Source organism: Saccharopolyspora sp. NPDC045839, from assembly GCF_056431645.1.
The window spans coordinates 79,963-105,079 of the sequence record NZ_JBWKKH010000019.1 but is presented as its reverse complement, the minus strand read 5'-3'; the positions used below and the strand labels follow the sequence as shown (position 1 = coordinate 105,079).

Sequence of the window (25,117 nt, the reverse complement as noted above, 5' to 3'; positions counted from 1 at the left end):
GCGATGACTTACCTCGACCACGCAGCCACGACACCGATGCGGCCTGGGGCGGTCGCAGCGATGAGCGAGGCGTTGACCAGGATCGGCAACGCCTCGTCCCTGCACACCTCGGGTCGCCGGGCGCGCCGTGCGGTGGAGGAGTCGCGCGAGGACATCGCCGACGCGCTGGGCGCGCGGCCGTCGGAGGTGCTGTTCACCGCGGGCGGCACCGAGAGCGACAACCTGGCGGTCAAGGGGATCTTCTGGGCGCGGCGGGCCGCGAACCCGGCCCGGCGGCGCGTGCTGGCCTCGACCGTCGAGCACCACGCGGTGCTGGACGCCGTCGAATGGCTGGCCGAGCACGAGGGCGCCGAGGTGACCTGGCTGGCGGCCGACTCGCACGGCCGGGTGCGCCCGGAGGTGTTCGAGGCGGCACTCGCCGAGAATCCGGACGACGTGGCCGTGGCCACCGTCATGTGGGCCAACAACGAGGTCGGCACCGTCAACGAGATCTCGGAGCTGGCCGCGATCGCCGACCGCTACGGGGTGCCGCTGCACACCGATGCCGTGCAGGCCGTCGAGACGCTGCCGGTGGACTTCGCGGCCTCCGGCGTGGCGGCGCTGACCATGACCGGGCACAAGGTCGGCGGACCGTACGGGGTCGGCGTGCTGCTGCTGTCGCGGGACGTCAAATGCACCCCGGTGCTGCACGGCGGCGGCCAGGAGCGCGAGGTGCGGTCCGGCACCCTGGACACGCCCGGCGTGCTGGGCTTGGCGTCGGCCGTGCGCGAGGCGGTCGACGCTCGCGAATCGCATGCGCCGCAGCTGATCAAGCTGCGCGACGAGCTGGTCGCCGGAGTGCGCGCCGTGGTGCCGGACGTGGTGCTCAACGGCGATCCGGGGCACGACGTCGTGGGCGGCGGGCCGTCGCGGCTGCCCGGCAACGCGCACTTCACGTTCCCCGGCTGCGAAGGCGACAGCCTGCTGATGTTGCTGGACGCCAAGGGGATCGAGTGCTCCACCGGCTCCGCCTGCACCGCGGGGGTCTCGGAGCCCAGCCACGTGCTGCTGGCGATGGGGGCGGACCCGAAGGCCGCGCGGGGGTCGCTGCGCTTCTCGCTGGGGCACACCTCGACCGCGGCCGATGTACAGGCACTCACCGAGGCCATCGGGCCGGTGGTGCAACGAGCGCGTAGCGCCGGTCTGGCCGGGTTGCGCCGATCTTCGGCGGGGCCGACGAGCACCGCCACGGAGGTGTGAGGCGTGCGAGTACTGGCAGCCATGAGCGGCGGGGTGGATTCCGCCGTCGCAGCCGCCCGGGCGGTCGCCGCGGGCCACGACGTGGTCGGCGTGCACCTGGCGCTGTCGGCGAAGCCCGGCACGCTGCGCACCGGCGCCCGCGGGTGCTGCACCATCGAGGACTCCCGGGACGCGCGTCGCGCCGCGGACCTGCTGGGCATCCCGTTCTACGTGTGGGACTTCGCGGAGCGGTTCACCGAGGAGGTCATCGAGACCTTCGTCGGCGAGTACGCCGCGGGCCGCACCCCGAACCCGTGCCTGACCTGCAACGAGAAGATCAAGTTCGAGGCGTTGCTGGACAAGGCGATGGCGCTGGGCTTCGACGCGGTCTGCACCGGCCATTACGCCCGGCTGTCCATCGTGGACGGCGTGCCGGAGCTGCGGCGCAGCAGGGACGACGGCAAGGACCAGTCCTACGTGCTGGCCTCGCTGACCGCCGAGCAGCTGCGGCACTCGATGTTCCCGCTCGGCGACTCGCTGAAGTCCGAGGTGCGGGTCGAGGCCGCCGAGCAGGACCTGGCGGTGGCCAAGAAGCCGGACAGCCACGACATCTGCTTCATCCCGGACGGCGACACCAAGAAGTTCCTGGAGAACAAGCTCGGCCAGGCGCCGGGCAAGCTGGTCGACGACGAGACCGGCGCGGTCCTCGGTGAGCACACCGGGGTGCACGGGTTCACGGTGGGCCAGCGCAAGGGCCTCGGCATCGACGCGCCGGCCGCGGACGGCAGGCCGCGCTACGTGCTCTCCTTGGAGCCGGTGTCGGGAACCGTCAAGGTGGGTTCGGCGGACCGGCTGTCGGTCACCGAGATCGACGCGAAGCGGCCGATCTGGCCGTCCGAGCAGCCGCTGGACGGGCCCACGGAGTGCGTGATCCAGGTGCGCGCGCACGGCGGCACGGCGGAGGCGGTCGCCGAGGCCGACGAGGACGGCATCCGCGTCCAGCTCCGCCAGCCGCTGCGCGGCGTGGCGCCGGGGCAGGCGATCGTCCTGTACCGCCCGGACGCGGCGGGCGACCTGGTCCTCGGCAGCGCCATCATCTCCGCCACCCGCTGACGTCTCACCGGCCGACTTCCCGCCGCCCGATCGGGCGGCGGGAAGTCGGCCGGGCCGCGAAGATCAGCCACCGAGCCGGCGAAGAAAGCCGGTGGTCACTCGTTCGCGCCCGGCCACGGCTTGGCCTTGTCGAGTTCGCCGTGGACGAGGCGCAGGAAATCCCGCACCTCGGCCTCGCTGTACGGCGGTGCCAGGGATTCGGTCACCGGATCCGACTGCGCCAAAGCCTGTTCGATGGCTTTCGAATACGCCGCTGGGCTGTGCGGGAAGTACTCTCCGGCGAGCATGGTGCGCACCAGAGCCGCAGCTGCTTCCTGCCCGAGGCCTGGGGCGCTGAACAGCGGGTAGATGAGCGCATCCATCTCGCCGCGGAATTCGATGGTCATGTTGCTCCTACTTGAATAGCGGATGTGCGCTCGGGCCGGGGCCGTTGAAATCATAAATGGGCGGCCGGATGCCGTTGCGGCCGAACTCCTGGGCGAGGTTGGCCATGTGCTGCGGTTCGGGCTGGTAGTGCCCGCTGGCCGCGGTGGCGAAGTTGACCTGTCCGTTGGTCACCGAGAGCTCACCGGCCGCCGCGACGGGCCCGCCGTTGGCGAGTGTCGAATGGTGGAAGTCGCCGACCTTCTGGTAGTTCGAGGCGTAGATGTTGCCGTGTCCGTCCATGACGAAGATCGCTCTGGGGTCCTGGCCCCAGACCGAGGTCCCCTTGCCGGTGTCGAAGGGCAAATCGTCTTTGGCGTTGCGCATGAGACCGTTGCCGTCGATGTACACGCGGTGCGCTTCGAGTTGTTCCGGGGTCAACCGGCGCACCGACTGCCCGAGGAAGGGGTCGCTGTTCGGGTCGGTCTCGTTTCGGTACTTGTCCAGCATGGGCCGCTGATTCGGGTACCGGAGCGGACCGGGGCCCGGGGCATTCGGCGAGGGCCCCGGGCCGTTTCCGCCGCCCTTGCGCATGGACTTGCGCAACCATTCGACGATGGGGCGGAAGACGCCCGCGTTGCCTGTTCCGCGCTTACCCATTGAGCACCGCGTTGATGGCGACGTCGAGGGCCTGGTCGAGCAGGATCTTCGTGATCTCGCGGAAGATCGGGATTTCCGCCAGCGATGCGCCGAACGTCGGCGCGGCGGTGGCGATGGCTTGGGCGATCTGGACGGCGAGGACGACGAGCTGGGCGATCACGGCGATTTTCAGCGCCACCAGCGCCCCGGCGCAAACGTACAGGCCGGCGCCGATCATGGAGGCGGCAGTGGAGCCGTCTTCGAGGTTCTGCTTCGGTGCCTCGTCGCCGTTCCAGAAGGCTTGGAACTGCTCGATTGCTTTGTCGTGGTTCTGACTCCACACGTCTTCGGCGTGCTGATGTGCCTCATCTACGGTGGGTCGAAGCTGGTCGGCGAAGGACATCCATTCGCCGGCCATGTCGAAAATCTTGCCCTCGTCGCCTTCGGGCCAGGTGAAGCCCAGCGTGTTGAGCAGGCCGCTGAGCTCGGACGGCAACATGATTCCAGTGGTCATCGGCCCATGTCCTCCAGTAACCGACTCAGCATTTCACTGTTGGATCTGTCGATTTCCGCATAGGTTTCCGCCATCGCGACGATCTCTCCGCCGGTCTCCGCGACGCCGGCGGCGTTGTCCTCGAAGCTCTCCATCGCGACCTCGCGGATCGTGTCGTAGATCATCTGCATCGCGGAACCGAGATCGTCGCCGCCGAACGGATTCCCGAAGCCCTCCAGTTTCGACTGGAGCGCGGTGATCTGGTCGCGGAGTTGGTCGGCGGTTCCGGTCATGCGTTCTCCGGACTGGCTCACGGCGTCGACCGTGAACTGAATTTCCCCGGACATGGTTCTCCCTCCGCTACGGCTTGCCGATGCTGCGCATGATCGAGTTCAGGTTCGCGGTGTACCCGCTGAGGTGCTCCATGCTGTGTTCCCGGAGCGCCGTTGCCTGCGCGGACAACCGCTGCAAGGCATCAGCGTCGCCGGCCGGGCGCGCGTCTTCGCGGCGCTGCGCCTCCCAATCGTCCAGCGCCGCGTTGATCGCCTCGCGCGCTGCGTTGCCCAGGTCTTCGCACGACATGTGCCGGGCTACCGCCGTCAGCGAGTCGATGGACACCAAGCCATCGGGGCCGACTGCCACGTGGATCTCGTTTCCCCCGTCGCTGCCTGATCCGGTGACCTGCGGACCTCCTAGGCCCGCGAACGTGTTCTGCGCCGATTGCAGAGTCTCGGTGGCGTCGCTGAACAAGAGGTCCACGCGGTTCGGGGATGGGTCGCCGTGCATGCCGGTCCGCTGGCCGACTTTGGCCATCACGTCTTCGAGCGCCGAGCCGATCATCCTCATCATCTGCCCGCCGCGTTCCTCGACCTCGCGCAGCTGATCGCGCATGGCGCTGATGTCCGGCAGCGGGGCGGTGTCCGAAGGCGCCTTCGCCCGGTATTCGGTGAGGGCGGAATTCGCCGCTCCCGAGAGGAGTTCCTTGATCTCGGGAGCCGGCCGCCCAGGCACGGTCTGCTGCACGACCACCGCGGTGACCCGATGGTTGCGAACGGTCACCGTTACCGATCCGTCGCTGGCCCGGCCGCTGGATTGGACATCGCCGGCTTCGGCCGCATTGCCTCCGTTGCGGACGGATTGGAGCAGTCGTCGTTGCTCCGCAAGTCTTTCCTCGAACTCGTCCGTGTTGCCCATGGTCTTCCCCCTACCGCTCTAGATCGGCTCTCGCAGTGTACTGATCAAGAGTTGAGGAAAGGGGCTTTTGGGGGCTTTCGGCTCATCGCTGATGTGGGCGAGCGCGGCGATCCGGTCCGGCTGTTCGTCGGTGCTCAAGTGCCCGGCGGACGGGGCGGGGACTCGCACCGGGCTGCCGAGGCCGGGCTGGCCGGGAACGTCCGGCAGCCCCCCGGGGACCGCGCGGCCAGCGCGGTGGCCAGCGGCAGGCAGCTGGCCGCGTTGAAGTTCGTCCCGGGCACGAACACCACGGTTCGTGGACCTCCGCCGGCCACGACCGCGTGGGTGGCGGCACCGCCGGCGGTGATCATCAGGCGTTGGTGCGGTACCGGCCACGCGTCGAGCCGTTCGGTGCACCACCGCGCAATGGCGTCTCGTCCCCGGGCGCTTCGGTAGATGTCGCTGTTCACGGGGTCGGTGCGTAGTCGCGGAGGCTGATCGCGTTGGCCGCGTTCTGGATTCCCTTGGACATGCCGTTCAGCTGCGGGAAATGGCTCATCAGGCGGAACATCTGGTTGCGCAGCCACAGGCCGGTGGCCGTCTTCGGGATCAGCGCCTTCGCGCCGTCCGTCGCCACGTTCTGGTTCTGCGTCACGAAGTTGCGCATTTCCGCTTCGTAGCGGCGGAACGCGGTCCGGTGGTCGCCGTCGGCCGCGAGCAGTTCGCCGGCCAGCACGTAGGCGCCGACCAGCGCGAGGCTGGAGCCCTGGCCGGACAGCGGCGACGGGCAGTAGCCCGCGTCGCCGAGCAGCACCACCCGGCCTCGTGCCCAGTCGTCCAGGTGGATCTGGGAGATCGAGTCGAAGTAGAAGTCCGGTGCCCGGCGGGCCTCTTCGAGCAGCCTGGGCACCTCCCAGCCGCCGGTGAAGGCCTTGTCCAGCAAGGCGAACTGGGTCTGCGGGTCGCGGGGGTCGAAGCGCAGTTCCGGCGACTTGAAGCCGAGGATCGCCTTCGCCCCGGCGTCGGTGCGCGCCCGGTACAGCCCGGCGAGCCTGCCCGGCGTGTTGTAGACCTCGGTCCAGCGGTCCAGGTCCAGGAAGTTTTCGACGCTGAAGATCGAGATGTGGTAGCCGAGGTAGCGGCGGAAGCCGGCTTCCGGGCCGAACGCCAGCTGCCGGACGGTGGAGTGCATCCCGTCGGCGCCGACCACGAGGTCGAATTCGCGCGGCGAGTGGTGCTCGAACGTCACGCGGACCGCGTCGGCGTGCTGCTCGATGCCGGTGATGGAGTCGCCCAGCAGGTACTCGGTGTCGTCGGTGCGTCGACGACGGTCATGCCGCGATTGTCGGTGCGGGCCGCCTGCAGGTCCGCGAGGACGCCCATCCGCTCGGCGACCTCGACCGCTGCTCCGCGGACGTCGATGGCGTAGCCGCCGTGGCGGATCGCGGGTGCGCGCTCCACCACGGTCGGGTTGAAGCCGTGCTTGCGCAGCCAGAACGCGAGTGCGGGCCCGGCGATGCCGGCGCCGGAGATCAGGATGTCCATGCGCCCCAAGCTAGCGCGCCTACTTACCGGTCGGCAAGTAAATTACCGGGCGGCAGGTAGTAGGATCCGCCGGGAGGAGGACGCCGATGCCGAGGACACGGGTCGACACCCGCACCGAGATCCGCGCGGTCGCCGCGGAGCTGTTCGCCCGCCAGGGGTTCGAGAAGACCAGCCTGCGGGAGGTCGCCGAGCGGCTCGGCATCACCAAAGCCGCGCTGTACTACCACTTCCCGTCCAAGGCGGACCTGGTGCGCGGCATCGTCCAGCCGTTCGTCGACGAGGTCGAGGACCTGCTGGCCGACCGCGAAGCGGCCGCCGACGTCGACGCGCGGCAGTTCCTCGCCGACTACTTCGACGTGGTGCTGCGGTACCGGCAGGTGTTCGAGATGGTCCTGCGGGATGTTTCGGCGCTGGCGCAGCTCGACCTGATGCGGCAGATGCTCGCCTGGCGCGAACGGACCTACGCCCTGCTGGTCGGTCCCGGCGCGTCGCCGGCCCGGATCGCCCGGGCGACCGTCGCGATCGGTGGCCTGCAGGACTGCGCGACCACCGACGGCCCGGTGGAGGAATTTCGCGACGCCGCGCTGGAAGCGGCCGTCGCCGCGCTGGGCTCGTGATCTTGTCGGTCGCAGTCGCGCTGCCGCAGGATGTGCGCATGACTGCACTGCACGTGACGTAGCTGGGTGACGGTGTTCGCGCGGTTTTCGTGCACGGCTCCGGCGCTTGGGCCGTGCACGAGACATTCGGGGTTCGGCGCCAGCTCCCGCTGGCCGGGGAATTCCGCCTGGTGCCGCCGGATCTGTCCGATGAGGACCTGGTTCGGCTCGACTTCGAACCCGTGGGCTTCGAGGCGCATCGGCGCCGATCGCCTCCAGGCGCCGGGCGCGTCGCACTGGCCGCACAGCCAGCAGCCCGACGTCGTCAACGACGCGCTGCGCGAGTTGTGGGCGTCGTTGACGGTCTAGTGCGGGACCGGTTTCGCGGTTAGTGTCTGGCATCACGCCGCGAACGGGGAGGTCCTGTGCTCGATCTTCGTGCCAGCACGGTCGCAGACGTCTTGCGGCGCAGCGCCGCGCGAGTCCCGGATCGCGAGGCCTTGCGCTTCGTCGACGGTGCGGGGCAGGAGCGGGCCTGGACCTACGCCGAGCTCGACGCCGCCGTCACCCGCGCCGCCGCCGCACTGCTGGCCGCCGGGGCGCGCCAAGGCGACCGGATCGCGGCCTACGGCAAGAACTCCGACGCCTACCTGATCGGATTCCTCGCCTGCGCCCGCGCCGGCCTGGTGCACGTGCCGATCAACTACAACCTGACCTCCGGCGAACTCGCCTACCTGCTGCACCAGTCCGGCAGCAGCACCGCGCTGGTGGACCCGGCCCTGGCGGACCGGCTCGGCGAAGTCCGCCCGCAGACGTCGGTCCAGCGCGTGATCCCGTTGCGGGACAGCCCGGATTCGCTGCTGGCGCAGTGCATCGACGGCCCGGTGCCGGAGCTGGAGGTCGCCGTCGCCGACGACGCGCTGGTCCAGCTGCTCTACACCTCGGGCACGACCTCGCAGCCCAAGGGCGCGATGATGACGCATCGCGCGCTGCTGCACGAGTACGTGTCCTGCGTGGTGGCGCTGGACTTCAGCGAGGACGACCGGCCGCTGCACGTGATGCCGCTGTACCACTCGGCGCAGATGCACGTGTTCCTGTTGCCGCAGCTGATGATCGGGTCCACCAACCGGCTGGTGGAAGTGCCCGATCCGGGCGACGTGCTGCGGCGGATCGAGGACGAGGGGATCAGCTCGTTCTTCGCCGCGCCAACGGTTTGGGTGGCGCTGGCCAACCACGCCGAGTTCGCCACCCGCGACCTGACGACCCTGCGCAAGGCCTACTACGGCGCCTCGATCATGCCCGGACCGGTGCTGCAGCGGTTGCGGGAACGACTGCCCGAGCTCGGTTTCTACAACTGCTTCGGGCAATCCGAGATCGCTCCACTCGCGACGGTGCTGCGGCCCGAAGAACACGACGAGCGGCCGGATTCCGCCGGCCGGCCGGTGCTCTTCGTGGAAGCGAAGGTCGTCGACGAGCAAGGCGACGAGGTCGCGCCGGGGGAGCTGGGCGAGATCGTCTACCGCTCGCCGCAGCTGTGCACCGGGTACTGGAACAAGCCCGAGGAGACCGCCGAGGCGTTCCGCGGCGGCTGGTTCCACTCCGGCGACCTCGTGCGGCGCGACTCGGCGGGCTACTGCTTCGTCGTCGACCGGATCAAGGACGTGATCAACACCGGCGGGGTGCTGGTCGCCTCCCGCGAGGTGGAGGACGCGCTGTACACCCACCCGGCGGTGGCCGAAGTGGCGGTGATCGCGGTGCCCGACCCGAAGTGGATCGAGCGCATCGCGGCCGTGGTGGTCGCCAAGGCCGATGTGTCGGAGGCGGAACTGCTGGAGCACGCGCGAGCCGGCCTGGCGGGCTTCAAGGTGCCGAAGGAGATCCGCTTCGTCGACGACCTGCCGCGCAACAGCTCGGGCAAGCTCCTCAAGCGCGTCCTCCGCGACAAGTTCACCGGCTGACTCGGGGCCAGGAGCGGCGTTTTCGCAGGTCAGGGTCCGTGCGTGTTTTGTGTCGCCATAGCAGCAGAAAAGACGCACGGCCGGTGACCAGCGCGCCGGAAAGCTCAGCGGGCGACTGCGCCGGACGGTGCTCGTGGGCCTGGGCGTGCGCAGCGGCACTGGGCGCGGTGGCCGGTCGGGCGGGTGCCGGGGGTCCGTCGATAATGGCGGGGTGAGTGACGCAGCTTGGGGTCCCGGGATCGCCACCGCCATCGGCTCGATGCCCGGGGCCGATCCGGTCGAGGTGGCGCGCACGGTCGTCGGCGAGCTGCCGGGCCTGATGCCCTTCCCGGAGTTGCCGGGGCGCGGTGTCGGTGCCGACATCCTCGGCCGCACCGCCGGCCTGCTGGTCGACCTCGCCGTCGAAGTGGTGCCCTCCGGCTACCGGGTCGCCTCCCGGCCCGGCCGGGACCAGCGCCGCGCCATCGACCTGCTGCGCTGGGACCTGGACGCCGTCGAGCAGGCGGCGGCCGAAGCGGGCGCGCCGCGCGCGGTGAAGGTGCAGGCGGCGGGCCCGTGGACGCTGTCGGCCGGGGTCGAGCTGCACCGCGGGCACCGGGTGCTGACCGACCAGGGCGCGCTGCGCGACTTCGCCGAGTCGCTGACCGAAGGCCTGATCCGGCATGCCGAGCAGGTCGCCGCCCGCACCGGCTCCCGGGTCGTCGTGCAGCTCGACGAGCCCGCCCTGCCCGCGGTGCTGGCCGGGGCTCTGCCCACGCCCTCCGGTTACGGCAAGGTGCCCGCCGTCCCGGAACCGGACGCGCAGCGCCTGCTGACCGAGGTGATCGAGAAGCTCGCGGCCGCAACGGACTCGCCCGTGGTCGTGCACTGCTGCGCCGCCCGCCCGCCGGTGGCGCTGCTGCGTCGCGCCGGCGCCGGGGCGATCGCGCTGGACGCGACGAAGCTCGGCGACGTGTCCGGTTCCTTCGCCGACGAGCTCGGCGAGACGTGGGAGGAGGGCACGACCCTGTTCCTAGGCCTGGTCCCGAGCACCGAACCGGCGGGCGAGACCCGGCTGCGCCAGCTCGCCCAGCCGGCCTTCGGCCTGGCCTCCCGCCTCGGCTTCGGCCGCCGGGCGCTGGCCGAGCGCAGCGTCCCGACGCCGACCTGCGGCCTCGCGGGCGCGACACCGGCGTGGTCCCGCCGCGCGATCAGCCTCGCCCGGGACCTCGCGAAGCTCTTCGCCGACGAAGCCGAGCAGTAGCGAACCGTCCTCCGCAGCGTGATCGATCGGCTACCGTGAGGAAGATCGAGATGCCGAGCTGCGGAAGGTTGGCGAAATGGCCCGCTGGCTGGTCGGTTTCGACCTGTCCGAGGACACCCCGGAGCGCCTGGAGAACCTGACGCAACGGCTGCTCGCCGAGCTGCGCGAGCTGGGCGCGGTCCGGGTGGACCGGGTGCGCGGTCAGGGTCCGGATGGCGCGAAATCCGGGGCGGCGCTGGCGATCGGGCAACTCGTGCTGAGCGGCATCTTCTCCGCGGCCACTGCCGCGGCGTGCGCGAAGGTGATGGTCGCCCGCTTCGACCAGGCCAAGGCCCGCCGGGTGAGCATCGAAAGGAACGGCGAGAAGGCCGAATTCGACGCCCTGACCGCGAAGGACCAGCACCTGCTGGTGGAAGCGATCGCGGCGAAACTCCTCGACGAGGACCCCGACGGCGGCGCCTCGGACCAGCGGTAGGCGGCGTGGTGGGCCGCCGGACCGCGCTGCTGATCGCGACCTCGATGTACGGCGACCCGGGGCTGCGCGAGCTGCGCGCGCCTGCGGGGGAAGCCGAGGAGCTGCAACAGGTCCTGCGGTCGCAGGGTGGCTTCGACCAGGTCGAGGTGTTGCGCAACGAGTCCAAGCGCCAGATCGAGCGCGGCATCGAGGAGGCGTTCCAGGAAGCCGGGCCGGACGACCTGGTGCTGCTCTACCTGTCCTGCCACGGGATCAAGAACGACCGTGGCCAGTTGCTGTTCGCCGCCTGCAACACCGAGCTGGACCGGATCGAGTCCTCCGCGGTCGGTTCGGTGTTCGTCCAGCACCAGCTGAGCGCATCCCAGGCCGGGACGAAGGTGGTGCTGCTGGACTGCTGCTACAGCGGGGCCTTCTCGCACGGCCTGGTGCCCAAGTCGGCCGAGGGGATCGACCTTCGCCAGCTGGCCGGCCGGGGCACCTACATCATGACCGCGACCAGCGCGGTCGAGTACGCCTACGAGGGCAACGAATTCACCTCCAGCGACCCGGTGCCTTCGTCGCTGTTCACCCGCGCGGTGCTCAAGGGCATCCGCACCGGCGCCGCCGACATCGACGGCGACGGCCTGATCACCGGTGATGAGCTCTACAACTACGTTTTCCGCGAGCTCGAAGGGCAACGGCAGACCCCGTCCCGCGAGACCCGGATGGCCGGCGACTTCTTCATCGCCCGGACCGCCTCGGCGCAGATCCGGTGGCCCAAGCCGGCGCCGGCCGGGCCGGTCGCGCTCGGACCGTTGCGGGCTGAGCTGCCCGGGACCAATCTTCCGGCGGGCAGCACGCTGAACGTGCCGGTGGGCACGGGAGCGGATCGGAAACCGTTCCTGCTGAGCTTGGCCGGACCCGAGAACCACCTGGCGGTCATCGGCCCCGCCCAGTCCGGCAAGAGCCAGTTCCTGCGCACGCTGCTGCTCGCCCTGGCGCTGGATTCCGATCCGGCCGAGGTGCGGTTCTACCTCGTCGACTCCGAGAGCCGGTTCGGCGCCTTCGCGCGACTACCGCACGTCGGTACTGTGCTCGGACCAGACCAGCGCAGCGAGGTCGAACAGCTGGTGTACGCCGCGGAGCGGAAGATCACCGCCCGGCGAGCGATGTTCCGCGACGCCGCGATCGAAACCCTGGAGGCGTTCCGGGCTGCGCGGCGCAACCGCGAACTCCCGCGCGACGCCGACCACCAGGACGTCTTCCTGGTCATCGACCGCTGGGAGGCATTCGCCGACGAGAACCCCGGGCTGGTGGCCCGGGTCGAGCGGATCGCCGACCAGGGGACGAGTTTCGGAGTGCACCTGGTCGTGGCGGCGCGGTTCTGGTCGAAGATCCCGGACGCGATTCGCCAACACCTGCGCGGACACGTCGAATTCACCCCGGGATCCCCGGAAGCCTCCTCGCACGCCGGGCCGTTCCAGGCGGCGGTCCCCGCTCCGGGAGGTGCCGAACCCCAGGCGCAGCACCGGGGAATGCTCGCGCTCGTCTCGGAAATCGCCGACCGCGAGGAGCCGGCCGATCCGTTGCTGCATCCGCAGCGGATCCCCCGCGCCGACTCCGATCCCGTGAGCACCTGGCGGCGCAGAACCGCACCCGACTGGCTGCGCCTCCCGATCGGCCGCGACGCGTTCGGGCGAACCGTGCACCTGGACCTGAATCCGGACGGCGGATCGCACGGGCTGATCATCGGGCGGCACGGGACGGGTGCCCGGGAAACGTTGCGGTCGCTCGTGTTCCTGCTGGCGTCGACCCATTCGCCGGAAGATGTCAACCTGGTCCTGCTCACCGGCTCGCCCTCGGCGCCCTTCCACGATCTGGCCGATCTCCCGCACGTCGCGATGTGTTCGGAAGACCCGCTGGTCGCGAGCTCCGGCGCGGTCCCGGAGCTGAGGGCGGTTCGCCGCGAGATCGTCCGCCGCCGGGGCGCCGAACCCCGGCCAGAGCTCTTCGTCTTCATCCACAACTACGCGGAAACCACGTCGCACCAACCCGGAGCGGCCGGGCAGCTGCTGGAGATCATGACCTCGGGCGTGGAGGTGGGCGTTCACGTCATCCTGCTGGCGCGGGACGACGTGGCGGACCGCTTCCCGGAGATCGACGAGCTCTGCCGCTTCCGGATCGACCACGGAGCCGATCCCGAGGCGGGTGCCGGATCGCTGAAACAGGCCGGGGCTTGGCCGATCCGGTTCCGCGCCTGGGAACCACCGGGAGGTGGCTGGCACGAGCAGACCGCCCGGATCAGTAATGCGGCCTCGGCCCGGGCAGCGGCACTCCGGAGCCCGTTGGCGGACCCGATCGCGTTGGGCGACGTGCTCGGGCGAGTGGTCCCCACCGAGCGCGGGCTTTCCGCGGCGAGCCACGAGCGGTGCACGGAGGTCCCCATCGGGCTGGTCGACATCCCGGAGATCGGCGATACCGAGCCGCTGACCGTGCCGTTTGGCGGCAACATCGCGATCAGGGGCGATCCGTTCACCGGCAAGTCCGCGGTGACGCGCACGATCGTCCTCGCTACGGCCCTGACTCACACGCCGGAGGAGGTGAGCTTCCACTTCATCTGCCTGGGTGACGGGCACGCCTGCGGTGACGCGCTGTCCGAACTGCCGCACGTCGGCTCGGTCGCGAAGGCCCGGGACGAGGAACTCGCGGCGGCGATCGTGGCCCACCTCCAGGAGCTGGTGGAAACGCGGCGGGCGGACCAGGGGGGCACGTTCCGGCCGGTCTACCTCGTGGTCGAGCAGTGGAGCTTTCTGGCCGACCTGTTGCCGGGACTGGTCGCCGGCGTCCGGAAGCTGATCCGCGGCGGCGCCGACCGGGGCGTGCACGTGATCGTCTCGGCCGATCGCTGGCTGGAGGAGGACCAGGACTGGCTTGCGCGATGCCCGACCCACCTGGAACTCGGCGGCGCGCAGGAAGCCGCCGGGACCGTCGGTGGACGGGAGTTCCGCGCCGCCGAACCGAGAATGCACCCCGACCTGGAACCCGCGATCAAGAGCACCCGCGCACTGGCGCGGCGCATCGCGGACGATTGGCGGGGCTCGCCCGCTCTCGGGATCAGCCTGCCGCCTGCGGCGGTCGCTCACCGGGAGATCGAGAACTTGGCGAGCCCGCACCTCGTCCTCGGCCGAGTGACCGGTGTCGAGCGGTGGGCCGAGCTCGACCTGGCGGCGCATCCGCACCTGTTGTGCTTGGGGGAGCGGGGCTCCGGCAAGACGAATCTGGTCCGGTTGGTGATCGCCGAGATCAAGCGGCTGTACGCGGCGGACGAGTGCGACATCATCGTGCTGGATCCGAAGCGCGGCCTGCTCGGCGAAACGGACGGTCCGCAGTTCGGTTACGCCGGGGTGCGCGGGGAGTTCGAGCGCATCCTCGCGGAAATGGCGTTCCGGATCGAGCAACGCCTGTCCCGGCCCCGCAGCGGAGCCGAGCGGCCGCGCGAGGTCTTCCTGATCATCGAGGACTGCGAGCTGATCTCGGCGGACCCGCGATCGGGCCGCCCCGACCCGCTGCAGCGCTACGCGGACCACCTGGTGCAGGGCGGCGAGGTCGGGGTGCATCTGATCGTCACCCGGAACTCGGTCAACATCGGCGACGCGCTGACCACCAGATTCCTCGGCAAGCTGCGAGCGGCCGGCTGCGCAACGGTGGTGCTCGGCGGCGACTCGCGGGACGGTGAGCTGCTGCCGGGCGTGGTGTCGATGCCGCGGCCGCCGGGGCGGGGGCGGTTCGTTCGGAGCGGGAGGAACGACATGATCCAGGTGGCCGAGATGCCGCCGTCCGCATAGTCCTCAGTGGACCTCGGTGGCCCGTGGTCGCCGTGGCGATTTCCTGCCTGGACGTGTTTTTCGGAATCCGCAGTGCGGAAGTCTTTGCGCTGGTAGGAAGAACGCGTGGGCAGTCATTGCGTCAGCGAGCTCGAGCGGGCCGGCTGGATTCGGCGGAGCACCATCCAGGAGGCCGCTTGCCTGACCTTCGTGCGGGGCACCGACATCGGCCAGGTGGCCGAGGACTTCGGTGCGGTCGTCAGGCTCGGCCGGGTGCTGGACATCGATGACTTCTGCGAGGAGGCCTTCGCCCACCAGGAGAAACACCCCATGATCGCGCTCCGGCGGATCGGCGACTGGGTGCTGGTGGTCGAGGACAACGGCCGGCAGGGGCAGCGGCCGGAGGTGCTGCGGAAGGTCGCGCGGCAGGCCGCCGTGTCGGTGTTCTGGGACGCGAGCACCCTCACGCGCTTCTCCCACGCGGTTCGCGGCGACGTCCGGACGTCCTTCGAGGCAGTGCTTCCGGAGTACCGGGAGGGCAGCCGACCGGACGAACTGGAGGCCGCCCGCGCCGACCTGCCCTGGTCCCAGGCCGATCCGGTGGCGCTGATGCTGGCGTTGTCGGGGCGGCTGACCGGGCTGTCGCCGAGCCCGGCCTGGCTCGCCGGCGACTTCCAGACCTTCCCGGTCGCACCGTGGCCCGACGACCTGGTGACGGTGCCCGATCCGCTGGACAAGATCACCGGCTTCCCGCCCGAACTGATCGCGGCGCTGGGCACCGCCACCCAGACCGACCTGCGGCGGGCGGTCGCCGCGGTGGCGCGGCACGCCGTCGTCGCCGCTGACTGCGCGGACCACCCCGTCGTGCAGGAGGGCCTGTCCTCGCTCAGCGGCGGGCCCGCGATCGACCGCGGCGTGCTCTGCGCGGTGGTCCGGGAATGGGCCTGGCAGAGCACCTGGGACCGCCCGAACAGCAAGATCCGCAACCAGTTGCGCGCTGCGGACGCGCTGCGCCGGGCGACCCACGAAGATCCGCTGAACGCGCTCGTCGGCACGCTGGCCGAGGCCCGGCAGGTGCGCGGCGTCGACGTCGGCGACCTCGTCGGCATCGTCGCCGCCGAGCTGGGTGGCCGGCCGGCTCGGTGAGTCCGCGGGATCGGGCCCGGAGACCGCGGCCCGCCCGGCACAATGGTGGGCATGTTCAGGTTCCTCCGTCGTCGCGACGCCGAAGCCCCGGGCAACGCCGAGGCCGCCGAGGTCGATGTCCACGCCCAGGCCGCCGAGCGGTTCTGGCAGCGGTGGGACGACCTGCTGCCGGAGATCGCCTCCGCGCTGGGCGATAGCGTGCCGCAGCGGATCGAGAGCCTGGTCGCCGAGGCGTTCGCCGAGATGCATCCGAACCTGACCTTCGCCATCGAGCACGGCGAGAAGGCCGTGTACGCGCTGGTCGTCAGCGGCCAGGCCGACCCGGAGCTGCGCCCCTACACCGACGCCTGGATGGCGGCCGCGCCGCAGGGCGACACGCTGTGGGAGTACCACGACTCGGTGCCGCCGGTGCCCGATCCGACCGAGGTCACCGTGAACCTGCGGGGCGAGCAGTACCCGCTGGCCGACGTCCGCGTCGTCGCCCAGGTCGACGAGGCGGAGGGGCTCGTCGACGTCGCCGTCTACCACCCCGGCTTCAGCGGCCTGGAGGAGAACGCGCGCCGGGCCCTGACGTTCCTGCCGCTGGACGCCGCCCTCGGCGAGCGGCTGGCCGCCGACCGGCTGGGCCGGGTCGAGACCGCGGAACTCGAACCGGAGGGCGCGATCGGCCTGCTGGAGCTCCGCGAACTGGTCCGCGAGCTGGACCGCACCGCGGGCGCGCCGCCCGAGTCGTGAGTGCTGTGTCCGGTTCTTACCGGATTCATCACTCACGACGCGTCGTGCGTGCCGTTGTCGGGGGCGCTCGCTAGTCTCGGGGCGTGACCAGCAAGGACGTGGATCTCGCCCCGAACGACGCAGTGGCCGCCGCCGAGGAGGTCGTGCCCGACGACCCGGCCGCCGGCCGCTCGGCGGAAGGCGTCGAAGACGTACCCGCCGACGTGCGCGAGCGCTACGCGGAACTGGCCGAAGAAGTCCGCGGCCACCAGTTCCGCTACTACGTGCTCGATTCGCCGACGGTCTCCGACGGCGAGTTCGACGTGCTGTTCGCGCAACTGCAGCAGATGGAGGAAGAGCACCCGGCGCTGCAGGCGCCGGACTCGCCGACGCAGGTGGTGGGCGGCACCTTCTCCACCGAGTTCACCGCGGTCGCGCACCAGGAGCGGATGCTGAGCCTGGACAACGCGTTCAGCACCGAGGAGCTGCAGACCTGGGTCGACCGGGTGGAGCGCGAGGTGGGCACCGACGTGCACTACCTGTGCGAGCTGAAGATCGACGGCCTGGCGATCAACCTGCTCTACCGCGACGGGCGGCTGGAGCGCGCCCTGACCCGCGGCGACGGCCGGACCGGCGAGGACGTGACGCTCAACGTCCGCACCATGGGCGACGTGCCGGAGCAGCTGACCGGGACCGACGAGTACCCGGTGCCCGCGCTGGTCGAGGTGCGCGGCGAGGTGTTCTTCCGGGTGGACGAGTTCGCCGAGCTCAACGCCAAGCTGGTGGAGGCGGGCAAGCCGCCGTTCGCCAACCCCCGCAACTCCGCCGCCGGGTCGCTGCGGCAGAAGGACCCGCGGGTCAGCCGCAGCCGGCCGCTGCGGCTGATCTGCCACGGCCTGGGCAAGCGGGACGGCTTCGAGCCGAACCTCCAGTCCGAGTCCTACGCGGCGCTGAAGGCGTGGGGCCTGCCGGTTTCGAAGCACACCGTCGTCCTGTCCACTGTGGATGAACTGGTCGCGCACATCGACTACTGGGGCAAGCACCGCGACTCCGCGGAGCACGAGATCGACGGCATCGTGATCAAGGTCGACGAGGTGCCGCTGCAGCGCCGGCTCGGCACCACCTCCCGCGCGCCGCGCTGGGCGATCGCCTACAAGTACCCGCCGGAGCAGGCCACCACGAGGCTGCTGGACATCCAGGTCAACGTCGGCCGCACCGGCCGGGTCACGCCGTTCGCCGTGATGGAACCGGTGAAGGTGGCCGGCTCCACGGTGTCGATGGCGACCCTGCACAACGCCGACGAGGTCCGCCGCAAGGGCGTGCTGATCGGCGACCGGGTGGTGATCCGCAAGGCCGGCGACGTGATCCCCGAGGTGCTCGGCCCGGTGGTCGACGTGCGCACCGGCGACGAGCGCGAGTTCGTCATGCCCGCCGTGTGCCCGGAGTGCGGGTGGCCGCTGGCGCAGCAGAAGGAGGGCGACGTCGACCTGCGCTGCCCGAACGCCCAGGGCTGCCCGGGGCAGCGCCGTGAGCGCCTGTTCTACCTGGCCAGCCGGAAGGTGCTGGACATCGACGCGTTCGGCTACGAGGCAGCGGGAGCCCTGCTGACGGCCGGCGTGATCGAGGACGAGGGCGACATCTTCGACCTCGACGAGCCGAAGCTGCTCAAGACGCCGCTGTTCACCACCAAGGAGGGCAGCCTGTCGGCCAACGGCGCCAAGCTGCTCGACAACCTCGAGGTGGCCAAGCAGAAGCCGCTGTGGCGGGTCCTGGTCGGGCTGTCGATCCGGCACGTCGGGCCGACCGCCGCGCAGGCGCTCGCCCGCGAGTTCGGCTCGCTGGACCGGATCGAGGCGGCGTCGGAGGAGGAGCTCGCGGCCGCCGACGGCGTCGGGCCGACGATCGCCACGGCCGTCCGCGAGTGGTTCGAGGTCGACTGGCACCGCGAGGTGGTGCGCAAGTGGCGGGACGCCGGGGTGCGGATGGCCGACGAGCGCGACGAGTCGATCCCGCGCACCCTCGAAGGCCTGTCCATCGTGGTCACCGGCACGCTGCAGACGTTCTCCCGGGACGACGCCAAGGAGCTGATCATGGCCCGCGGCGGCCGGGCGGCGGGATCGGTGTCGAAGAAGACGGCGTTCGTCGTGGTCGGCGACTCGCCGGGCTCGAAGTACGACAAGGCCGTGCAGCTCAAGGTCCCGGTGCTCGACGAGAGCGGGTTCCAGGTGCTGCTCGACGACGGCCCGGAGGCCGCCACCGAGGTCGCGCTGCCGACCGAGGAGGAGTGATCGCTGTCGGTCGGGGGTGACACGATCTGCGGCGTGACGACGATCCGCGCGGCCCGGCCGGCCGAGTACGAGGCCATCGGCGAGATCTCGGCCCGGGCTTACGCCGAGAGCGGGAACCTGTCGGACGACATCGACTACACCGTGGTGCTGCGCGACGCCGCCGGGCGGGCGGAGCACGCCGAACTGCTCGTCGCCGCCAAGGGGGACGAGGTGCTGGGCACGGTCACGCTGGTGCGGCACGACAGCTCCTACGCCGACCTCGCGCGGCCCGGCGAGCTGGAGTTCCGGATGCTGGCCGTGGCGCCGGAGGTGGTGGGCAACGGAGTCGGCCGGGAGCTGGTGGAGGCGGTGATCGACCGGGCGCGCGCGGAGGGGATGGAGCGCGTCGTGCTGTGCGTGCGGGATTCCGTGATGCCCGCCCGGCGCCTTTACGAGCGGCTGGGCTTCGAGCGCCGCCCCGACCGGGACTGGCACCCGGCACCCGACGTCCACCTGCTCGGCTACGCCCTGGAACTGTGACCGACGGAAGTCAGGCCGACGCCCGGACTCGTTCCGCCGCAATTTCCATTGAAATCGAACCTTCGATTTCAATGGAAATTGCGGACCTGAAAGGGTTTTGCGGCATGGTCAGCTGTCGAGGACGACCGAGACGATGCCCGCGAGGTGGGCCAGGCGGGCCAGCTCCGCGGTGCGGAACATCGGGCCGCCCGGGCGGCCCGCCAGCAGCACCCGGTCCGGCTTGCCGATCGGCGTCGCCGCCAGCTCGGTGCCCAGTTCCTTCCAGGTGTCCGGCACCCACGGCTCGTCGCTGTCGAGGATCGTCGCCCGCGCCAGCGGCAGCCACGGCAGCTCCAGGTAGCCCTCCTGCGGGGCCGAGGTGCTCGCCGCCAGCTGCTCCGCGCCGCCCGAGCGGTGCCCGAAGACGACCGCCCAACCGGATCGGATGATCTTCGGGACGCCCTCGGCGAGGATCTGCAACCCGTTCGCCGGCTCGGCCGCGATCTCCTCGACGAGCTCCAGCTCGCGGTGCGTGTCCAGCACGCCCGCGTACGGCCGGACCGCGTCGACCTCCACGCCGTCGACCGACTCGGCGGCGGTGATCAGCACGTCCGGCAGCCGGCCCGACGGCAGCTCCACGACCAGGTCGTCGATCGCCACGCCGTTGCTGCGCTCGACGACGTCGACGCTGAGGATGTCGGCACCGATCTCGCCGAGCGCGCTCGCCACCGACCCGAGGTTGCCGGGCCGGTCCGGTATCTGCACCCGGATGAGGAAGGACACCGGACTCAACGCCTCCAGTTTCGTGCGCGACACCTCGCCGGCCGCGCTCTCGCTACCGCACGAGGCCGCACTGCAGCGGCTCCTCGTGCGAGGAACTGGCGGTTGAAATTGTGTCAGACGCGACGCCCCCGCGGTGCGCCCGGCGTCCACGGAGTGGAAGTACCTGCGGTTTTCCGTCGCGTCGTCGGCATTTTCGGGGGCGGTCGGCGCGTTGATCCGCAGTGGAATCGCCGCGGGCCCGGGTGGCGGAGGCGGCGCCCGCGCCCCCTCCAGGAGCGGACCCGGGCACCGCCATAGACTGAGCTGTACCCGTGAAACCGGACATGACCAGGGAGCCTTCGCAGTGTCCAAGATCTCCCGCGACGAGGTCGCACACCTCGCCGGCCTGGCGCGGCTGGCCGTCACCGAGGCCGAGCTCGACACCTTCGCCGGCCAGCTCGACCAGATCCTCGATGCGGTGGCCAAGGTGGGCGAGGTCGCTGCGGACGACATCCCGCCGACCTCCCACGCCGTGCCGGTGACCAACGTTTTCCGCGATGACGAGGTGCGGCCGGGCCTGTCGCGCGAGCAGGCGCTCGCCGCGGCGCCGGCTGCCGAAGAGGACCGGTTCCGCGTGCCGCGGATCCTGACCGAGGAGGCCTGATGACGACCGCATCCGGCGGCAGCCTGACCGGGCTGACCGCATCCGAGCTCGCCGCCAAGCTGCAGGCGGGCGAGGTCACGTCGGTCGAGGTGACGCAGGCGCACTTGGACCGGATCGCCGCCGTGGACCAGGAGGTGCACGCGTTCCTGCACGTCGACGCCGACGGGGCGCTGGCCGCCGCGCGGCGGGCCGACGAAGAGCGCGCCGCCGGGAACACCACGTCGCCGCTGGCCGGCGTGCCGCTGGCGCTCAAGGACGTGCTGACCACCACCGACATGCCCACCACCTGCGGCTCCAAGATGCTGGAGGGCTGGGTTCCGCCGTACGACGCGACCGTGACGCGCCGGCTGCGCGAGGCGGGCGTGGTCATCCTCGGCAAGACGAACATGGACGAGTTCGCGATGGGCTCGTCGACCGAGAACTCCGCGTACGGCCCGACCCGCAACCCGTGGGACCTGGAGCGCATTCCCGGCGGTTCCGGCGGCGGTTCGTCGGCGGCGCTGGCCGCGTTCGAGGCGCCGCTGGCCATCGGCACCGACACCGGCGGCTCGATCCGCCAGCCCGGCGCGGTGACCGGCACGGTCGGCGTCAAGCCGACCTACGGCGGCGTTTCCCGCTACGGCCTCGTCGCGTTCTCCTCGTCGCTGGACCAGCCCGGCCCGTGCGCGCGCACGGTGCTGGACGCCGCGCTGCTGCACGAGGTGATCGCCGGGCACGACCCGATGGACTCCACCTCGATCGACCAGCCGGTGCCGCAGGTCGTCGCCGCGGCCGAGCAGGGCGCTTCGGGCGGCCTGCAGGGCGTGCGCGTCGGCGTGGTCCGCGAGTTCTCCGGTGACGGCTACCAGCCGGGCGTGCAGCGGGCCTTCGACGCCGCCGTCAAGCAGCTGTCCGCGCTGGGCGCGGAGGTCATCGAGGTCTCCTGCCCGCACTTCAGCTACGCGCTGCCGGCCTACTACCTGATCGCGCCGAGCGAGTGCTCTTCCAACCTCGCCCGCTTCGACGCGATGCGCTACGGCCTGCGCGTCGGCGACGACGGCGCGCGCAGCGCCGAGGAGGTCATGTCGCTGACCCGCGAGGCCGGGTTCGGGCCCGAGGTGAAGCGGCGCATCATGCTCGGCACCTACGCGCTGTCGTCGGGCTACTACGACGCCTACTACGGCCAGGCGCAGAAGGTGCGGACGCTGATCACCCGCGACTTCACCGCCGCGTTCGAGCAGGTCGACGTGCTGGTGTCGCCGACGACGCCGACCACCGCCTTCAAGATCGGCGAGCGGGTCGACGACCCGATGGCGATGTACCTGGCGGACCTGTGCACCATCCCGTCCAACCTGGCAGGCAACGCCGCCATGAGCGTCCCGTGTGGACTGTCCGATGAGGACGGCCTGCCGGTCGGGCTGCAGATCATGGCCCCGGCGATGGCCGACGAGTGGCTCTACCGGGTCGGCGCGGCCTACGAGGCGGCGCGCAACGCCAGCCAGGACGGCCCGCTCATCAACCGTGTTCCCCAGCTGGAGGTCGCGCGATGAACCCGAAGATCAAAGCAGCGTTCCAGCTCGCCTCGGTGCTGTCGGCCGCCCTCGGGCTGCGGGCGAGCTTCCGCTCGGCGCGGGAGGAGAAGGACAAGCTCGCGCTGGCGGACGCGGTCATCACCGCGCTCGGCCTGATCACCGGCACCGCGCTGGCCGTGCGGGCCCTGCGCAAGGGGGAGGACGACAAGTGACCGCCGTCGCCGAGATCATGGACTACGACGAGGTCCTCGCGCGGTTCGACCCGGTGCTCGGGCTCGAAGTGCACGTGGAGCTGTCCACCAGGACGAAGATGTTCTGCGGCTGCGCCAACGCCTTCGGCGCCGAGCCGAACACCCAGGTGTGCCCGGTGTGCCTGGGCCTGCCGGGTGCGCTGCCGGCGCTCAACGGCAAGGCCGTGGAGGCCGCCATCCGGATCGGGCTGGCGCTGAACTGCCAGGTCGCCGAGTGGTGCCGGTTCGCCCGGAAGAACTACTTCTACCCGGACATGCCGAAGAACTTCCAGACCTCGCAGTACGACGAGCCGATCGTCCACGACGGCTACCTGGACGTGCTGCTGGACGACGGCGAGACCTTCCGGGTCGACATCGAGCGGGCGCACATGGAGGAGGACACCGGCAAGTCCTCGCACATGGGCGGCAGCACCGGCCGGATCCACGGCGCGGACTACTCGCTGCTGGACTACAACCGGGCCGGCGTGCCGCTGATCGAGATCGTCACCAAGCCGATCGTCGGCGCCGGGGAGCGGGCTCCCGAGGTCGCGCGCGCCTACGTCACGGCGCTGCGGGACCTGCTGCGCGCGCTGGACGTCTCCGACGTGCGGATGGACCAGGGCTCGCTGCGGTGCGACGCGAACGTGTCGCTGATGCCGAAGGGCACGACGGAGTTCGGCACCCGCACCGAGACGAAGAACGTCAACTCGCTGCGCAGCGTGGAACGCGCGGTGCGCTTCGAGATGCAGCGGCACGCCGCGGTGCTGACCTCGGGCGGCTCGATCCTGCAGGAGACGCGGCACTTCGACGAGTCCACCGGGACCACGTCGGCGGGCCGCCGCAAGGAGACCTCCGAGGACTACCGCTACTTCCCGGAGCCCGACCTGGTGCCGATCGCGCCGGCCAGGAAGTGGGTCGAGGAGCTGTCCAAGACCCTGCCGGAGATGCCGTGGGAGCGGCGCAAGCGCGCGCAGGAGGACTGGGGCCTCTCCGACGAGGAGCTGCGCGACCTGGTCAACGCCGGGGCGCTGGAGCTGGTGGCGCAGACCGTCGACGCGGGCGCGCCCTCCGGCGACGCCCGCTCCTGGTGGGTTTCGTACCTGGCGCAGCAGGCCAACACCCGCGGCGTCGAGCTCGCCGACCTGGCGATCGCGCCGAAGCAGCTGGCGCGGGTGATCGCGCTGGTCGCCGAGGGCAAGCTGACCAACAAGCTGGCCCGGCAGGTCGTCGACGGGGTGCTCGCCGGTGAGGGCGAGCCGGACGACGTGGTGGCGGCCCGCGGCCTGGAGGTCGTGTCCGACGACTCGGCGCTGCAGGCGGCGATCGACGAGGCGCTGGCGGCGCAGCCGGACATCGCGGACAAGATCCGCGGCGGCAAGGTGCAGGCGGCGGGCGCGATCGTCGGCGCGGTCATGAAGGCCACCAAGGGCCAGGCGGACGCCAAGCGGGTCCGCGAGCTCGTCCTCGCGGCCTGCGGCCAGTAACGGGCGCCGGAAGCGAACTGCGAAAACCGAAGTGGGGAGCCGGAACTTTCCGGTTCCCCACTTCGCATCTCCGCAGTTTCAATGAGGTTTTTCCAACCTAAATTTGCGTGGCGGTGCGGGTGGCGGAACCTCAGAGGCTTCCTGGTCTGTGGGTGCCCTGACTGATGTATGTCCAATACACGGCGTCAGGGCCGTCCTCGCCAGGAAGCCTCTGAGAACCCGCGGCGGTGCGAGTGTCGTAGGTGGGCTATGCGCCTGCGGCGCATGCGACACCTCATCGACGTGCGGCGTTGCGGCCCGCGACTGCGGGCCGACCAGGATGAAAAAGGCTCAATGGAAACTGCGGACCTAGGCCCGGCTGGGGTGCAGTTTCAATTGAAACTGCGGGTTGGGGTCAGCGGGCTAGGTAGCCGCCGTCGACGTAGAGCTCGGAACCCGTGGTGAAGGATGCGTCGTCGCTGGCGAGGTAGGCGACGGCCGCCGCGACCTCGGCCGGGCGGCCGAGGCGGCCCAGCGGGGTCACCGCCAGCATCGCCGCCTCCCGGTCGGTGCCGCGGGCGCCGTCCAGGATCGCGGTGTCGATGAAGCCGGGATGCACCGAGTTCACCCGGATCCCCGCATCGGCCCACTGCAGCGCGGCGTTCTTGGTGAGCAGCCGGACCGCGCCCTTCGCCGCGTGGTAGGCCGGGCTGGTGCCGAAGCCGCCGCTGGCGCCGAAGATCGAACTGATGTTGATCACAGACGCGTGCCCGGAGGCGCGCAGCGCCTCGGCGGCGGCCCGCATGCCGAGGAACACGCTGGTCTGGGTGACCGCGATGGTGCGTTCGTAGCTCTCCGCCGTGGTGTCCTCGATGGTGCCGCGGTCGGCGATCCCGGCGTTGTTGACCAAGATGTCCAGGCCGCCGAACTCGTCGACGGCGGTGCGGACCGCGGCCGCCCACTCGGCCTCGTCGGCGGCGTCGTGGTGCACGAAAAGCGACCTCCCGCCGTCGTCGCGGATCTCGGCGGCGACGGCGGCCCCGGCATCGTCCTGGATGTCGGTGACCACGACCGCCGCGCCTTCCGCGGCCAGCCGGAGGGAGGTCTGCCGGCCGATTCCGCCCGCACCGCCGGTGATCAGCGCGACCCTGTCCTGTAACCGCAACATCTCTCCACCCTTCGCTGAACGATCGTTCAACGGAGGGTGGCACGGCGCGGCGGG

The 25,117-nt window shown here is 70.8% G+C and carries 26 protein-coding genes; 16 read left to right on the top strand and 10 right to left on the bottom strand.

The window, feature by feature from the left end:
- The first annotated feature begins 3 nt into the window (after window positions 1-3).
- A complete protein-coding gene (locus tag AC07EQ_RS25065; RefSeq protein ID WP_478390320.1) occupies window positions 4-1,239 on the top strand; it encodes a cysteine desulfurase family protein in 1,236 nt (411 codons plus the stop codon).
- A 3-nt stretch (window positions 1,240-1,242) separates the two neighbouring features.
- Window positions 1,243-2,331, top strand: a complete 1,089-nt coding sequence (gene mnmA / locus AC07EQ_RS25060; RefSeq protein WP_132492033.1) for a tRNA 2-thiouridine(34) synthase MnmA — start codon at window positions 1,243-1,245, stop codon at window positions 2,329-2,331.
- 95 nt (window positions 2,332-2,426) lie between these two features.
- On the opposite strand, the gene AC07EQ_RS25055 is transcribed toward mnmA, so the two are convergent.
- From AC07EQ_RS25055 to AC07EQ_RS25020, 8 genes are all read right to left on the bottom strand, one after another.
- Complete coding sequence (locus AC07EQ_RS25055) at window positions 2,427-2,717, bottom strand: hypothetical protein (RefSeq protein WP_478390319.1); 291 nt, start codon at window positions 2,715-2,717, stop codon at window positions 2,427-2,429.
- A gap of 7 nt (window positions 2,718-2,724) precedes the next feature.
- Window positions 2,725-3,204: a hypothetical protein gene (locus AC07EQ_RS25050; RefSeq protein ID WP_478390318.1), complete on the bottom strand. Its 480-nt coding sequence runs from the start codon at window positions 3,202-3,204 to the stop codon at window positions 2,725-2,727.
- A 142-nt stretch (window positions 3,205-3,346) separates the two neighbouring features.
- A complete protein-coding gene (locus AC07EQ_RS25045; protein ID WP_478390317.1) occupies window positions 3,347-3,847 on the bottom strand; it encodes a WXG100-like domain-containing protein in 501 nt (166 codons plus the stop codon).
- A complete protein-coding gene (locus AC07EQ_RS25040; protein ID WP_478390316.1) occupies window positions 3,844-4,119 on the bottom strand; it encodes a hypothetical protein in 276 nt (91 codons plus the stop codon). Before AC07EQ_RS25040 ends, AC07EQ_RS25045 begins: the two co-directional genes overlap by 4 nt.
- A 67-nt stretch (window positions 4,120-4,186) precedes the next feature.
- Window positions 4,187-5,020 (bottom strand): hypothetical protein, encoded by an 834-nt coding sequence (locus AC07EQ_RS25035; protein WP_478390315.1) that lies wholly within the window; start codon window positions 5,018-5,020, stop codon window positions 4,187-4,189.
- Between the two features lie 134 nt (window positions 5,021-5,154).
- A complete protein-coding gene (locus AC07EQ_RS25030; protein WP_478390314.1) occupies window positions 5,155-5,469 on the bottom strand; it encodes a hypothetical protein in 315 nt (104 codons plus the stop codon).
- Window positions 5,466-6,248: an FAD-dependent monooxygenase gene (locus AC07EQ_RS25025; RefSeq protein WP_478390313.1), complete on the bottom strand. Its 783-nt coding sequence runs from the start codon at window positions 6,246-6,248 to the stop codon at window positions 5,466-5,468. Before AC07EQ_RS25025 ends, AC07EQ_RS25030 begins: the two co-directional genes overlap by 4 nt.
- Window positions 6,245-6,544 (bottom strand): FAD-dependent monooxygenase, encoded by a 300-nt coding sequence (locus tag AC07EQ_RS25020; RefSeq protein ID WP_478390312.1) that lies wholly within the window; start codon window positions 6,542-6,544, stop codon window positions 6,245-6,247. Before AC07EQ_RS25020 ends, AC07EQ_RS25025 begins: the two co-directional genes overlap by 4 nt.
- A gap of 86 nt (window positions 6,545-6,630) precedes the next feature.
- On the opposite strand from AC07EQ_RS25020, the gene AC07EQ_RS25015 reads away from it, so the two are divergent.
- From AC07EQ_RS25015 to AC07EQ_RS24970, 10 genes are all read left to right on the top strand, one after another.
- Window positions 6,631-7,161 (top strand): TetR/AcrR family transcriptional regulator, encoded by a 531-nt coding sequence (locus AC07EQ_RS25015; protein WP_358575649.1) that lies wholly within the window; start codon window positions 6,631-6,633, stop codon window positions 7,159-7,161.
- 189 nt (window positions 7,162-7,350) lie between these two features.
- Window positions 7,351-7,509, top strand: a complete 159-nt coding sequence (locus AC07EQ_RS25010) for a hypothetical protein (RefSeq protein WP_478390311.1) — start codon at window positions 7,351-7,353, stop codon at window positions 7,507-7,509.
- Window positions 7,510-7,565: 56 nt separating this feature from the next.
- Window positions 7,566-9,098, top strand: a complete 1,533-nt coding sequence (locus AC07EQ_RS25005) for a fatty acyl-CoA synthetase (RefSeq protein WP_478390310.1) — start codon at window positions 7,566-7,568, stop codon at window positions 9,096-9,098.
- Window positions 9,099-9,309: 211 nt separating this feature from the next.
- The gene (locus AC07EQ_RS25000; protein ID WP_478390309.1) at window positions 9,310-10,341 is read left to right on the top strand and encodes a methionine synthase; all 1,032 of its coding nucleotides are present in this window, start codon (window positions 9,310-9,312) and stop codon (window positions 10,339-10,341) included.
- 76 nt (window positions 10,342-10,417) lie between these two features.
- Window positions 10,418-10,816: a hypothetical protein gene (locus AC07EQ_RS24995; RefSeq protein ID WP_478390308.1), complete on the top strand. Its 399-nt coding sequence runs from the start codon at window positions 10,418-10,420 to the stop codon at window positions 10,814-10,816.
- 8 nt (window positions 10,817-10,824) lie between these two features.
- Window positions 10,825-14,640, top strand: coding sequence for a caspase, EACC1-associated type (locus tag AC07EQ_RS24990; RefSeq protein WP_478390307.1), 3,816 nt, complete (start codon window positions 10,825-10,827; stop codon window positions 14,638-14,640).
- 105 nt (window positions 14,641-14,745) lie between these two features.
- Window positions 14,746-15,765, top strand: coding sequence for a DUF6461 domain-containing protein (locus tag AC07EQ_RS24985; protein WP_478390306.1), 1,020 nt, complete (start codon window positions 14,746-14,748; stop codon window positions 15,763-15,765).
- Between the two features lie 51 nt (window positions 15,766-15,816).
- Window positions 15,817-16,500 carry a hypothetical protein gene (locus AC07EQ_RS24980; protein ID WP_478390305.1) on the top strand — a complete coding sequence of 228 codons (684 nt, stop codon included), beginning with the start codon at window positions 15,817-15,819 and terminating at the stop codon, window positions 16,498-16,500.
- Window positions 16,501-16,622: 122 nt separating this feature from the next.
- Window positions 16,623-18,767 (top strand): NAD-dependent DNA ligase LigA, encoded by a 2,145-nt coding sequence (ligA, locus tag AC07EQ_RS24975; RefSeq protein WP_478390382.1) that lies wholly within the window; start codon window positions 16,623-16,625, stop codon window positions 18,765-18,767.
- Between the two features lie 33 nt (window positions 18,768-18,800).
- On the top strand, window positions 18,801-19,286 hold the full coding sequence (locus tag AC07EQ_RS24970) for a GNAT family N-acetyltransferase (RefSeq protein ID WP_478390304.1): 486 nt from the start codon (window positions 18,801-18,803) through the stop codon (window positions 19,284-19,286).
- A gap of 108 nt (window positions 19,287-19,394) precedes the next feature.
- Here the strand turns inward: AC07EQ_RS24970 and AC07EQ_RS24965 are convergent, their stop codons facing one another.
- Window positions 19,395-20,048: an ACT domain-containing protein gene (locus AC07EQ_RS24965; protein ID WP_478390381.1), complete on the bottom strand. Its 654-nt coding sequence runs from the start codon at window positions 20,046-20,048 to the stop codon at window positions 19,395-19,397.
- A gap of 343 nt (window positions 20,049-20,391) precedes the next feature.
- On the opposite strand from AC07EQ_RS24965, the gene gatC reads away from it, so the two are divergent.
- Genes gatC through gatB form a run of 4 tightly spaced genes read left to right on the top strand, consistent with a single transcriptional unit; the run spans window position 20,392 to window position 23,916 of the window.
- The gene (gene gatC / locus AC07EQ_RS24960) at window positions 20,392-20,691 is read left to right on the top strand and encodes an Asp-tRNA(Asn)/Glu-tRNA(Gln) amidotransferase subunit GatC (RefSeq protein WP_093262568.1); all 300 of its coding nucleotides are present in this window, start codon (window positions 20,392-20,394) and stop codon (window positions 20,689-20,691) included.
- Window positions 20,691-22,220 carry an Asp-tRNA(Asn)/Glu-tRNA(Gln) amidotransferase subunit GatA gene (gene gatA, locus AC07EQ_RS24955; protein ID WP_132484674.1) on the top strand — a complete coding sequence of 510 codons (1,530 nt, stop codon included), beginning with the start codon at window positions 20,691-20,693 and terminating at the stop codon, window positions 22,218-22,220. The genes gatC and gatA overlap by 1 nt, the downstream gene beginning before the upstream one ends.
- The gene (locus tag AC07EQ_RS24950) at window positions 22,217-22,414 is read left to right on the top strand and encodes a hypothetical protein (RefSeq protein WP_132484676.1); all 198 of its coding nucleotides are present in this window, start codon (window positions 22,217-22,219) and stop codon (window positions 22,412-22,414) included. Before gatA ends, AC07EQ_RS24950 begins: the two co-directional genes overlap by 4 nt.
- Entirely contained in the window at window positions 22,411-23,916 is a 1,506-nt protein-coding gene (gatB, locus tag AC07EQ_RS24945) for an Asp-tRNA(Asn)/Glu-tRNA(Gln) amidotransferase subunit GatB (protein ID WP_478390303.1), read from the top strand. Before AC07EQ_RS24950 ends, gatB begins: the two co-directional genes overlap by 4 nt.
- Before the next feature lie 394 nt (window positions 23,917-24,310).
- Here the strand turns inward: gatB and AC07EQ_RS24940 are convergent, their stop codons facing one another.
- On the bottom strand, window positions 24,311-25,063 hold the full coding sequence (locus AC07EQ_RS24940; protein WP_478390302.1) for an SDR family NAD(P)-dependent oxidoreductase: 753 nt from the start codon (window positions 25,061-25,063) through the stop codon (window positions 24,311-24,313).
- Window positions 25,064-25,117 lie beyond the last annotated feature (54 nt).

What these genes read in the sequence shown, in the direction of transcription:
- AC07EQ_RS25035 (WP_478390315.1), bottom strand. Translation starts at nt 5,020, where the DNA reads ATGGGCAACACGGACGAGTTCGAGGAAAGACTTGCGGAGCAACGACGA.
- AC07EQ_RS24940 (WP_478390302.1), bottom strand. Translation starts at nt 25,063, where the DNA reads ATGTTGCGGTTACAGGACAGGGTCGCGCTGATCACCGGCGGTGCGGGC.
- AC07EQ_RS25040 (WP_478390316.1), bottom strand. Translation starts at nt 4,119, where the DNA reads ATGACCGGAACCGCCGACCAACTCCGCGACCAGATCACCGCGCTCCAG.
- AC07EQ_RS24980 (WP_478390305.1), top strand. Translation starts at nt 15,817, where the DNA reads ATGTTCAGGTTCCTCCGTCGTCGCGACGCCGAAGCCCCGGGCAACGCC.
- AC07EQ_RS24950 (WP_132484676.1), top strand. Translation starts at nt 22,217, where the DNA reads ATGAACCCGAAGATCAAAGCAGCGTTCCAGCTCGCCTCGGTGCTGTCG.
- AC07EQ_RS25015 (WP_358575649.1), top strand. Translation starts at nt 6,631, where the DNA reads ATGCCGAGGACACGGGTCGACACCCGCACCGAGATCCGCGCGGTCGCC.
- gatA (WP_132484674.1), top strand. Translation starts at nt 20,691, where the DNA reads ATGACGACCGCATCCGGCGGCAGCCTGACCGGGCTGACCGCATCCGAG.
- AC07EQ_RS25055 (WP_478390319.1), bottom strand. Translation starts at nt 2,717, where the DNA reads ATGACCATCGAATTCCGCGGCGAGATGGATGCGCTCATCTACCCGCTG.
- AC07EQ_RS25065 (WP_478390320.1), top strand. Translation starts at nt 4, where the DNA reads ATGACTTACCTCGACCACGCAGCCACGACACCGATGCGGCCTGGGGCG.
- AC07EQ_RS25020 (WP_478390312.1), bottom strand. Translation starts at nt 6,544, where the DNA reads ATGGACATCCTGATCTCCGGCGCCGGCATCGCCGGGCCCGCACTCGCG.
- AC07EQ_RS25050 (WP_478390318.1), bottom strand. Translation starts at nt 3,204, where the DNA reads ATGCTGGACAAGTACCGAAACGAGACCGACCCGAACAGCGACCCCTTC.
- AC07EQ_RS25010 (WP_478390311.1), top strand. Translation starts at nt 7,351, where the DNA reads ATGAGGACCTGGTTCGGCTCGACTTCGAACCCGTGGGCTTCGAGGCGC.
- AC07EQ_RS25045 (WP_478390317.1), bottom strand. Translation starts at nt 3,847, where the DNA reads ATGACCACTGGAATCATGTTGCCGTCCGAGCTCAGCGGCCTGCTCAAC.
- AC07EQ_RS24995 (WP_478390308.1), top strand. Translation starts at nt 10,418, where the DNA reads ATGGCCCGCTGGCTGGTCGGTTTCGACCTGTCCGAGGACACCCCGGAG.